The 11,512-nt window shown below is 66.6% G+C and carries 8 protein-coding genes; 1 reads left to right on the forward strand and 7 read right to left on the reverse strand.

Annotation, left to right across the window (positions count from 1 at the left end; all coding sequences use genetic code 11):
* Positions 1–157 precede the first annotated feature (157 nt).
* The 4 genes from EV191_RS16355 to serA form a co-directional block, all read right to left on the reverse strand.
* Positions 158–1,639 (reverse strand): glycosyltransferase family 39 protein, encoded by a 1,482-nt coding sequence (locus tag EV191_RS16355; RefSeq protein ID WP_132877910.1) that lies wholly within the window; start codon positions 1,637–1,639, stop codon positions 158–160.
* 207 nt (positions 1,640–1,846) lie between these two features.
* Positions 1,847–2,884 carry a 3-isopropylmalate dehydrogenase gene (locus tag EV191_RS16360; RefSeq protein WP_132877911.1) on the reverse strand — a complete coding sequence of 346 codons (1,038 nt, stop codon included), beginning with the start codon at positions 2,882–2,884 and terminating at the stop codon, positions 1,847–1,849.
* A 286-nt stretch (positions 2,885–3,170) separates the two neighbouring features.
* Positions 3,171–6,638, reverse strand: a complete 3,468-nt coding sequence (locus EV191_RS16365; protein ID WP_132877912.1) for a S8 family peptidase — start codon at positions 6,636–6,638, stop codon at positions 3,171–3,173.
* A gap of 228 nt (positions 6,639–6,866) precedes the next feature.
* Positions 6,867–8,462: a phosphoglycerate dehydrogenase gene (gene serA, locus EV191_RS16370; RefSeq protein WP_132877913.1), complete on the reverse strand. Its 1,596-nt coding sequence runs from the start codon at positions 8,460–8,462 to the stop codon at positions 6,867–6,869.
* Positions 8,463–8,754: 292 nt separating this feature from the next.
* On the opposite strand from serA, the gene EV191_RS16375 reads away from it, so the two are divergent.
* Positions 8,755–9,330 carry a TIGR03086 family metal-binding protein gene (locus EV191_RS16375; protein WP_132877914.1) on the forward strand — a complete coding sequence of 192 codons (576 nt, stop codon included), beginning with the start codon at positions 8,755–8,757 and terminating at the stop codon, positions 9,328–9,330.
* A gap of 11 nt (positions 9,331–9,341) precedes the next feature.
* Here the strand turns inward: EV191_RS16375 and EV191_RS16380 are convergent, their stop codons facing one another.
* The 3 genes from EV191_RS16380 to ilvC all read right to left on the reverse strand — a co-directional run bounded on the left by EV191_RS16380 (position 9,342) and on the right by ilvC (position 11,508).
* Entirely contained in the window at positions 9,342–10,088 is a 747-nt protein-coding gene (locus EV191_RS16380; protein WP_207894550.1) for a helix-turn-helix domain-containing protein, read from the reverse strand.
* A 67-nt stretch (positions 10,089–10,155) separates the two neighbouring features.
* Positions 10,156–10,407 (reverse strand): DUF397 domain-containing protein, encoded by a 252-nt coding sequence (locus EV191_RS16385; protein ID WP_132877915.1) that lies wholly within the window; start codon positions 10,405–10,407, stop codon positions 10,156–10,158.
* Between the two features lie 87 nt (positions 10,408–10,494).
* The gene (ilvC, locus tag EV191_RS16390) at positions 10,495–11,508 is read right to left on the reverse strand and encodes a ketol-acid reductoisomerase (protein WP_132877916.1); all 1,014 of its coding nucleotides are present in this window, start codon (positions 11,506–11,508) and stop codon (positions 10,495–10,497) included.
* Positions 11,509–11,512 lie beyond the last annotated feature (4 nt).

Below are 11,512 nucleotides of genomic sequence, written 5' to 3' on the forward strand. Positions count from 1 at the left end.
GTGGCTGTGGCAACAAAAAAGACCCCCCGCGGAAATGCGAGAGGTCTGCGCGCCGGGTGTTCTTGCTTGTTACCCGACGCGCTCGGCAATAATGATCACGCTGAGAGCGGACATGCCACGGATGATGCCATACATCGCGGGGATTACCAAATTCCGTTCACAGCTCGCGCAGCTCTGGCCAGATCCGCGCCCAGCTCACCGTGCGGTCGGTGGCAAGCCACACCTTGGGATCCTGCCCGGGATCGGTGGCCGCACGCACATCCCCGAAGTACCGCCGCAACCGGTCCGGCCGATCGCCGACGTAGACAACCGCGTCCACTCGCTCGGGTGGTGGCCCGAAGAACCCGTAGCCGCGGTGCGCGCTGTACGAACCAGGCAGCTCATAACGCGACGCATAAGCGTCCAGATAGGACGCGACAACGTAACTCTCGCCGAGCAGCGCGGTACGCTCCCTTTGCCGCGCGGGGAGCTCGGCGTAAACCGTCGAGGTGTTCGCGGCAATCCGCTCGCCCACGGGCATCCCCGGACTACTGGTGAAGACCGTGGACAGCACAAGCATCCCGATCGCCGCGGCGACACTGAGCCCGAAAGCCGGCCAGGCCAGCCAACGCAGCCGGGCCCGTCCGGCCTCCCTGCGCCACTGCAACCCGAGCGCGCCGACCGCGAAACCAACGGCGTACAGACCGCCGAGATAGTAGGGCCGGCCCGCGCCCACCACGAAGATGACGTAAAGCACGACGAAGGTCACGCCAAGGAAGCGATAGGCACGCAGGCGTTGATCGGTGAACAGCAACCACAGCCCGTAGAGCAACAACACGAGACCGGCGATACCGGCATAGCCGAACAGTTGGAACGCCACCCCGGACCGGCCACCGGAAAGCACATCCGCTTCGGCGGCGACCACTTCGCTCATCCGTAGTTGTGGCCAGCCGTGTATCGCCTGCCAGACCAGCGTGGGCAGGGCGATCAACAGCGCGATGCCCACGCCCACCCAGAACTTCGGCCGGCGCAACAACTCGCGTGGCCCGAACAGCAGCACGCTGACCAGCAACACCGCGCAGAGCAGCAGCACCTGGAACTTTGTCTGCGCGGCAATCCCGATTGTCACCCCGAGGATCAGCAGCTGCCGGTCGTCACGCAGCCTGATCCACCGCACGAGCAACCAGACAAGCAACAGCCACTGCAGTGGTTCGAGGGTGTACGGGGTGAGCCAGTGTCCGCTGAGGGTGATCCACAGCGCACATGCCTGCGCGAGCGCGGTGAACACCTGCGCGCGGCGGTCCGCACCCAGTTCGCGCGCGATCAGCGCGGCTACCGGTACGGCCGCCACGGTCGCCAGCACGGCGGGTAGCCGCAGCACGAACAGCGAATCCGGTGCCACCGCATCCATCGCGGCAGCAAGCAGCGGCACGACGGGTGGCTGATCCGCGAAGCCCCAGTCGAGGTGAAACCGGCCAAGCGCCAACATGTACGCCTCGTCGAGCCAGTACTCCTTGCCGATCGAGATGACCAGGTGCGCCGCCAGAACCAGCCCGGCGATGCTGAACACGGGCCAACTGGCGAACGGCGCGACCGCGCGCGCTGGCCGCCGCGGCGAGCTCGGACGGCCCTGCGTCGCGGTTGTGACCAAATCGGACATATGGCACAGCCTCTCCGTGCGGAAATCGCTTCACGCGATTACAGCGCGGCGGTCCTGGCGGCCGAGACGCCAGTTAGTAGGTATCCGGTTGGCACAAGTTGCCGGTTGGCACAACTTTGGTTGCGTACGGGCTATACCAACGAAAGCAGACATAACGCAGCAAAAGGGCCCGCGCCGAGGCGCGGGCCCTGAGCAGAGCTGTAGTGGCTAGGCCGTCCGGGTGTTCGAGGAAACCAGCGCGGCCAGCCGGTCGCCGATCGCATGGGTGGCACCCGGCGCGGAATGGTCGCGAGTAGCCAGATCGAACGCGACCGAAGCCTCGATTCGCTTGGCCGCCTCGTGCTTGCCGAGGTGGTCAAGTAGCAGCGCGACCGAAAGCACCGTCGCGGTTGGATCGGCAAGGCCCTGCCCGGCGATATCCGGTGCGCTGCCGTGCACCGGCTCGAACATACTCGGATTGCGTCCGGTGACGTCCAGGTTCCCGCTCGCCGCAAGGCCGATCCCACCGGTCACGGCCGCGGCAAGATCGGTGAGGATATCGCCGAACAGGTTGTCCGTCACGATCACGTCGAACCGCGCGGGGTCGGTGACCATGTGGATCGTGGTGGCATCCACGTGCTGATAGGCCACGGTCACTTCGGGGTGTTGCAGCGAAACTTCCTCGACCACCCGAGACCACAGGGAACCCGCATGGGTGAGCACGTTCGTCTTGTGCACCAGGGTCAGATGCCGGCGCGGCCGTTCGGATGCCCTGCGGAACGCGTCCCTGACCACCCGGTCCACGCCGAAAGCCGTGTTCACGCTGACCTCGGTGGCGATCTCGTTCGGGGTGTCCTTACGCACCAAGCCGCCGTTTCCGGCATAGAGCCCTTCGGTGCCCTCGCGGACCACGACCATGTCGATCTCGCCCGGCTCGGCGAGGCTGCTGCGCACCCCGGGGTAGAGCCGTGCGGGCCGCAGGTTCACGTGGTGGTCCAGCTCGAACCGCAGGCGCAGCAACAGGCCGCGCTCCAGGATGCCGCTCGGTACCGTCGGGTCACCTACCGCGCCGAGCAGGATCGCATCGTGCTCGCGTAGTTCGCCGAGCACCGATTCGGGCAGCAGCTCCCCCGTGGCATGCCACCTGGAGGCCCCGAGGTCGTAGCGGGTGACCTCGGCCGCTGGCACGACTTCACCGAGCACCTTCAACGCCTCGGTGACTACTTCGGGCCCGATCCCGTCACCAGGGATCACCGCGAGCCGCATCCACACACCTCCAGGGGTAATCGTTCGCGTGAACTTCGCATCCCGCACAACAGACCACGCCCCGATTCACCAGTGGTGCCCGGAGCGTGGGCCGAAGTACCAGGAAGCAGGTTACCGCTAGACGCTCAACCGACCTACCCCGGAACACACTTTGCGGTTGATCTTCTCGCATTACGGAACACGAATGGGGCCACCCCTCCCCGAGATGACCCCATTCGTGTTCACCTAACGTCAGCACCGCCGGCCGAAGCCGGCATTGGCGGTACCCGTTAACCAGCCCATCGCGCTACCCGCCGGCTGGCTGTTCAGCCGGTTCCTCCTCGGCTTGCTCGGCTGGCCGCTCGCTTTGCTCGGCTGGCCGTTCCGCTTGCTCGTCCGCCTGCTGCTCGGGCGCGCCGGCACCGGCGGAGATATCCGCCAGCTCCGCACGCGCGCCCCGCGCGTTCTGGTGGTGCAGCAACAGCAACTGGTCCGCGCCCTGCTGCTCGGCCGCTTCCCTGTCGTAGTTGGCCACCAGCGCCGTACCCGGCTTGGCCAGGTAGGACAGCGCCGGCTCACCACTACCTTGGAGCCACACGCCCGGCTTGAGCGGATCGAAGTCCACCGGCTCGGCGAGCTGGTCGATCACGCCGACCTCGTCCTCGGCTGCCGATGCGGCGTAGTTGCCGGCCACCCCGACGGTGTAGCTGATCGGCGCGCTGTCCGCCTTCGCCGCGTCAATACCGATCGCGGCAAGGTTGATCGGTAGTAGCAGCGTGTTGGTGTCGAACACATTGGTGTCCACGTCACCGAACTGCCCATTGACTGGCTGCAGGTCAACCGATGGGTTGCCCTCCTGGTTGAGGTCAACCGTGTTCACCACCAGCACGTCCGTCTCCGGCGGCTTGGCCACCTCGGATCGGAAGTCCGGCTTGCCGTCCCCCGTGGTGTCGAGCTCGACGAACGGGATCGTGTTACTCCCTACGTTCGCCCAGTCTTCCCAAGTAGACAGTCCAATGGCGAGCATCGCGTCCTGCGGCTTACCCTGCTTCTTGTGCAACGGCGCGGTCGTCGCGGCGCCCACATAACGCAGGTCGCCACCCTTGGCCGTATCGTTGATCGTGCACTCGCTCTCGTCTTCCTCGGCGCACTCGGGCAGCTCCGGCGAAGTCGCGCCCAGCTGCAGCGCGCTGATCAGTGACCGGTATGCGGCATCCCCATCACCCTGGTCGAGACCACGGCCACCGAGATTCAGCACGGCCTGCTGCTCGCCGTCCGGGATCTTCAGCTCATCGGGTGCCTCGATGGCAGCGGTCGGCTTGGGCGCGGAGTAGACCGGTACGCGCAGCTGGTTGGTGCTGCCGTCGGTCGGGTTGAACACGACTCGCCCTGAGGCATCCGCGAGGAACTGCCTGGCCACGTCGAGCTGGGTCTTCTCGATCGTCGGATCGGCGATCTTGCGCAACGCGCTCGGGTCGTCGATCCGCAGGTTGACCCGCACGCTCGCGGTGCCCTTCGGGCTCAGTGACACGCTGTCCGTGGACAGTTCGTAGCGCACCCCAGGCAGTTTGGTGACCGCCTCGTAGCTGGCGTCCAGCTCAACCTGGTTCGAACCCTTGTTCACGAGTTTGATCGTCTTACCCAGGTTCACCGGTTCGCCGGCTTCGACGGCGCCGAACGAGACGCTGACCGAGCCGGGATCGTCCTGCACCATCGCGAGCACCTTGTTGCCAACCGCGGCCCGTGCGTCGACCCGGCCCGCACCAACCCGTTGCGGTGCCTCGATGTTGCCCTTGTCGTGTGCCGCACTGCGCAGATCGGCCGTGGCGGTGTTCATCACCGCGGCCTTGACTTCCTCGACTGTCCAGTCTGGATTGGCTTGCCGGACGAGCGCCGCGATCCCCGCGACATGCGGCGAGGCCATCGAGGTGCCGCTCATCGAGAGCGCCTTGTTACCGCTGCCGCTCTCGGCGGAGGCCAGCGTGTCGCCCGGTGCGCCAACATCCGGCTTGACGGCCGGCCCGCGCACTCCGCGCGAGGTGAACGAGCTTGGCGTGTCCACAATGTCCGGATAGTTGCGCGGCTCGCTTGCCCGCAGCTTGCCCGCCATCCGCATTTCCAGCGCGCCATCCTCCAGCGCCGGCCGGACGGCCTTGGTGGACGATCCGGTCAGCTGGAACATCGGTACCGCGGCGTTGCCCGCGATACCCGCGGCGAAGTGCTCGAGCCCGGAGCTCAGTACGGCACCAGCCGCGCCGGCGGCTTCCGCGTTAGCGGCCAGCGCGGCGGAGCCACAGGCCCTGGTCGCGTCGTTGTCGTCCCATTCCAGCCAGACGAACTTGCCCTTGACCGCGGCGGCGTCCGCTTCGGAGTACTCGGCGCAGCCGTCCTCCTGGTCGCTCAGTGGCACCACGGGCTGCGTCTCGTCGAGATTGTCGTAGTCGGCGTAGTCCTGGCTGTACTGGCCGACCTGGTTGCCCCGGATATCGCCGGGCGCGGTGACCGCCACCGCGTCCCGCAGCACGAAGGAGTCCCTGGTGCTCGCCACGGTCAGCGCTTCCGGGGTGTTGCCCGGCGAGCCACCGACGTCGTAGACGTTGCCGGAGTTGCCCGCGGAGTTCACGGTCAGTACGCCGTGCGCGGCCAGCTTGCGGACGAACAGGCTGTTCGGGTCGTCCGGGGCACCGAAGTCGCTGCCGAGCGACATGTTGATCAGGTCGAGCCGATCGCTGAAATCGCCGTCGCCGTCCGGGTCGAGCGCCCAGTCCATACCTTGTGCGGTCACGCTCGTCGAGCCGCCGCAGCCGAACACCTTGATCGCGTAGAGCTGCGCTTTCGGCGCGGTCCCCGGCCCGATACGCATCTTGTTCAGTTTGTCGGCATTGAGCTTGGCGTAGTCACCTTCGAAGGTGCTGCCGTCCCCGTTGACCCCGAAACCTCCCGCGGTGCCGGCAACGTGGGTGCCGTGTGATCCACAGGAGAGCGGGTTCGGATCCGGTTTCGGCGTGGCGTTGTCCGGATCGCTGGCGTCGTAGTCATCGCCGACCAGGTCCGTCCCGCCGACGACCTTCTTGGTCGGGAAGTACGAGGCCTCGGCCTTTGTCGGGTCGATCGCCTCGTAGGCATCGGATGTGCCTGGCCCGCCGAAAGCGGCGTGAGTGTAGTCGATGCCGTCATCGATGATGCCCATCCGGATGCCATCACCGTAATTGCCGGTCTGCCGCCAGGTCTGCAGTGCCTTGGTCAGTTGATCGGCACTCGCGTTGGTGCGCTCCATCGGCGTCACCAGGCGCACCGACCGCACGTCCGAACGCCCGGCGAGCTCCCTGAGCTTCGCCGCGTCCGCCTGCACGATCATACCGGGCACCGCGTTGCTCGTCCTGGCGAGCAACGTGGTCGCTCCGTCCAGGGCACGCAGCGCCCCGAGTACACCGTCGGTCAGCGAGCGGATCTCGGATTTGAGCTGATTCGCAGCCTGCGCGGCCGCACTCGCGCTACGCCCCTCGCCGCGACGCTCATCGAATGCCTCGACCGCGCCCTTGCCCTTGAGCTCCACGAACGCGGCCACATTGCCCTCGGCCTCGCGCAGCGGCTGGGAGATCCGTTCCGCCACCGCCGGCTCATCGGCCACATTGGCCTTCGGTACACCGGGCGCAAGCTCGCTGTCCGGTTCCTGCGCTACCGCTCCGGCACCGCCAAGCGCGGTGACCAGAGCAGCGGCGAGCACTGCAATCGAAGACCGGGAAAACCATCCGGCCAATCGCCTACGACTCACTTTTCGCCCTCACTCGAGGCTCTTGCCCTTGAGCTAGCCGGAGCGCGACGCCTTGACCCCCAGAAGCGGATCCCCGCGTACGGCCCAGCGCGACACCGTCCTCTCCCGGATGCCTAGCTCTGCCTCGTCGAAGGGAAACCTAGCTTGTGTGCTAAATCGCACCACTACGCCATTTGGCTGGTTACCAGCGGTGTCCCCGCGCTGACCTGCGCGGGGACACCAACACTGTTACACGAATGTAATCGCCTGGGTAACCCTTGCTTCCACGGCGGCCCCGATCGGCTGATACACCTCGGCACTTACCGGGCGGTCCACCCGCAGCAGCATCACCGCGTGCTCGTGGTCGGTGGTCTGGCTGATCTGCGCGGCCTCGATGTTGATTCCCGCCTCGCCGAGCAGCGTGCCCGCCTTGCCCATGACGCCAGCGCGGTCCGGGTACTCGAGCAGCAGCATGTTGCCCTCGGCGCGGATATCGAAGTGCCGCCCGTTCACCTCGACCAGCTTCTCCACCTGGTCAAGGCCGGTAACGGTGCCGGAAACGGACATCCGGTAGCCGTCGTCGTGCACCGTGCGCACCGTGACCAGGCTCCGGTGGTTGGTGCTCTCCGGCGCGGTGACCACGTCAACGTCCACGCCAAGCTCTTCGGCCAGCCGCGGCGCGTTCACGAAGGTCACCTGGTCGTCGACCACCTCGGAGAACACTCCGCGCAGCGCGGCCAGCGGCAACACGCTGACGTCCTCGTTGGCCAGCTCACCGCGTACCTCCACGGTGACCGAGGACGGTGCCTTGGTGCTCAGCGCGGAGAGCACGGTGCCCAGCTTCTGCGCCAGCGCGAGGTACGGGCGTACCTCCTCACCGACCGGGCCGCCGGCCACATTCACCGCATCGGGTACGAAATCGCCGCGCAGCGCGAGCAGCACCGAGCGCGCCACATCGGTACCCGCGCGGTCCTGCGCCTCGGCCGTGGACGCGCCAAGGTGCGGGGTCACCACCACGTTGTCCAACCCGAACAGCGGGCTTTCGGTGGTCGGCTCGGTGGCGAACACATCGATACCGGCGCCCCGGACATGGCCCTCGCGGACCGAATCGGCCAGCGCGGCCTCGTCGATCAACCCACCGCGCGCGGCGTTCACGATGATGACGCCCGGCTTGGTCTTTGCGAGCGCGCCCGCGTCGATCAGACCCTTGGTCTCATCGGTCTTCGGCAGGTGGATGGTGATCACATCGGCCCGCTGCAACAGATCGTCCAGCGCCACCAGCTCGATCCCCAACTGCGCGGCGCGCGCGGCGGAGGCATACGGGTCGTAGGCGATCAGCTTGGTGCCAAACGCGGCCAACCGGTGGGCGACCAGCTGGCCGATCTTGCCGAGGCCGACCACACCCACGGTTTTGCCACCCAGCTCCACGCCGGAGAAGGAGCTGCGCTTCCAGGCGCCGCCGTGCAGGCTCGCGTCTGCCGCCGGCACCTGCCGAGCGACGGCGAGCAGCAAGGCACAGGCGTGTTCCGCCGCGGACACGATATTCGAGGTCGGCGCGTTCACCACCAGCACACCGCGCTCGGTGGCGGCGGGGACCTCGACGTTGTCCAGCCCGACGCCGGCTCGCGCGACGACCTTCAACCGGTTGGTCGCCGCGAAGACCTCGGCGTTGACCTGGGTCGCCGACCGCACCACGAGCGCATCGGCCTCGGCGACCGCGGCGAGCAGGGCCGGCCGGTCCGTGCCATCGACATGGCGGACTTCGACCTCGTCGCCGAAGACCTCCAGCACGGACGGGGCGAGCTTTTCCGCTAGCAAGACGACAGGACGGGGGGAAGTGCTCACAAGGAAGCTCCCAAGCTTCAGTGGGTTCGTTTGGAGCGCAAATGTGCGCCAACCTCACGAGCCGCGTGTCTGTCCCGGCGCAACACCCACGCTGACCGTGCACAACTGTGTGCGCGGACCGTGTCGCAGTCTATCGGGATGCGGATGCACACGAATAAAGGGTGAGGCAAAACACCGGGCGGAAAGGTGCAAAGATAAGTCAAGAACAGTTAGGTCAAGAACACGGTATCGGGGTTTGGCTGGTGTCCGATCCGTACACGACAGTCGGTGACCGAGCGAGGATGCTCGAGGTATGCCAGAACACACTACTTCGATCGGTGACCTGACCATCGCGCAGCGGCACACCGCGCTCGCCGAGGAGTTCACTCGCCGGGTTGAACAGGTACCGGATGGCGCATGGGACAACGATTCGCCATGTGCCGGGTGGACAGCGCGGGACGTACTGCGCCATATGTTGGACAATTACGCGAATATGCCGTCGCATGCCGGGATCTCCCTGACCATCGATGGGTCCGTTGTAGACGATCCGGTGGGCACATGGATTGCCGCGCAAGAGAAAATGGGTGATCTGCTCGCGGATCCGGAACGCGCTGGCGCGGAGTACGACGGGTACTTCGGCCGCACCTCGATCCAGGCCACCGTGGACACTTTCCTCGGTGTCGACCTCGTCGCGCACGCCTGGGATATCGCAAGGGCAACCGGACAGGACGAGCAGCTGCCAGCCGAGCACTGCCGCCACTACTACGAGCTGATGCTGCCGTTCCAGGACAATCTGCGTATGGAAGGGGTGTGTGGGCCGGCCGTAGCGGTGCCGGACGATGCCCCGATCCAACACCGGTTCCTCGGTCTACTCGGTCGCACTCCCTGACCGCAATATCATCAAGGAATGTCGTCGCGGAGCGTGCGGCCGACCAGCTCACGCGGGCTCGCGTTCGCCAGTTCCCGGCAATCGTGCGATAAGTGCGGTTGGTCGGTGTAGCCAGCAAGCACGGCAAGTCCAGCAAGGGACACCGGTGCGCCCGGCTGCCTGGCCAACCGCAGAAATCGTTGCAGGCGCAGGATCCGGCGCAGCGTAGCTGGACCATAACCGAACGCCGCGAGGCAGCGACGGTGCAATTGCCGCGCGCCAACGCCAATTCGCTCGGCGAGCGCACCGACAGGCAGACTCGGATCGTTGCGCAGCAGTTCAGCCACTGCCGCGGCGATCGGGTCATTGCTCGGTGCGCGGGTCAGCCAGGACCGCACCCGCCCGCCGAGTACGGCCAGCTTCGCGTCCACGCCATCGGCTTCATCGATCCGTTCGGCGAGCTGCCGGCTGTCCCGCGAGCCGAGCAGCGCGTCCAGCTCTACCCGGCGGTCCCGGATCTCCGCGGTATGCAACCCGAATACCGAGCCTGCCCTGCCCGGCTGGAACCGGACCCCCACGGCCGCCGTCCCCGCCGGAAACTGGAAGGACCACGCCGAGGTCTCCGGGCCACAGAGCACCAGGCGCCCGCCGTCGATCCACAACACATCAACACAGCCATCCGGCACGAGCCGGTGCGCGCCACCAACCTGTGCCGTCCAGCCCGTCACCAGATCGTCCGCGAGTTCCGTTGGCACGGCGACCGGTCGATACCAGTTCACCGTGCAACGATAGCGCCGCCGGCGGACAATAACTCCTCGTAATCGCGTTCTTTAAGGTTGGCGAGGTTTAGGGCTCGTCGAACTCGCCGTCCTTGGCACCAGCCACGAACGCGTCCCATTCCGCCATGGTGAACACCAGGATCGTGCCGTCCGGCTCGGTCGCGTTGCGCATCGCCACGTAGGTGGCGCCGTCGGTGTGTGGCACGAACGCGATCTCGACCTGATCGCCGCCCGGACGCTGCCATTCGGCATTGCTCAGGTCCAGGTTGCCGCGTACCTCGGCCTTGTCGTCGTAGATCGGCGCGGTGTTCTCACTCATGTCGTTCCCCTGACGTTGGATCACAAACGGAAAAGGCGTGACGCCGCGCGCACGATACCGCGCACGACGTCACGCCTCGCAGTTAACTCAGGCGGTTTCCGTAATCGGACGATCCACCCAGGACATCAGGCCACGCAGCTGCGCGCCGACCTGCTCGATCGGGTGCTGCTGCCCCTGCTCGCGCAGCCGGGTGAAGTTCGGCCGGCCGTTGTCATCCTCGGCCACCCACTCCTTCGCGAAGCTGCCGTCCTGGATCTCCGCCAGGATCTTGCGCATCTCCGCCTTGGTCTGGTCGGTGACCACGCGCGGTCCACGAGTCAGGTCGCCGTACTCCGCGGTGTCGCTGCAGGAGTAGCGCTGCCTGGCGATGCCACCCTCGTAGATCAGGTCCACGATCAGCTTGAGCTCGTGCAGCACCTCGAAGTAGGCGATCTCCGGCTGGTAGCCGGCGTCAACCAGGGTCTCGAACCCGGCCTGGATCAGGTGCGAGGTTCCACCGCAGAGCACCGCCTGCTCACCGAACAGGTCGGTCTCGGTCTCCTCGGTGAACGTCGTCTTGATCGTGCCGGCACGAGTGCCGCCGATCCCCTTCGAGTAGGCAAGGCCAAGCGCCAGCGCGTTGCCGGTGGCGTCCTGCTCGACCGCTACCAGGTTCGGCACACCCTTGCCGTCGACGAACTGGCGGCGCACCAGGTGGCCAGGACCCTTCGGGGCGACCAGCACGACGTCCACGTTCGCCGGCGCGCTGATGTAGCCGTACCGGACGTTGAAGCCGTGGCTGAAGAACAGCGCCTTACCCTCGCTCAGGTTCGGCTCGATGTCCTGCGCGTAGAGGGTGCGCTGCACGGTGTCCGGCGCCTGGATGGTGATGACGTCCGCTTCGGCCGCGGCCTCGGCGGGAGTGACGACCCGCAGCCCTTCCTCTTCGGCCTTCGCCCTGGACTTCGAGCCCTCCGGGAGTCCGATTCGGACGTCCACCCCGGAATCGCGCAGGCTCAGCGCGTGCGCGTGACCCTGGCTGCCGTAGCCGATGACGGCTACCTTGCGCCCCTGGATGACGCTGAGGTCAGCATCGTCGTCGTAGAAAACTTCGGCACTCATGAAT

It is taken from the genome of Tamaricihabitans halophyticus (assembly GCF_004340875.1).
In the GTDB taxonomy this organism is placed as follows: domain Bacteria; phylum Actinomycetota; class Actinomycetes; order Mycobacteriales; family Pseudonocardiaceae; genus Tamaricihabitans; species Tamaricihabitans halophyticus.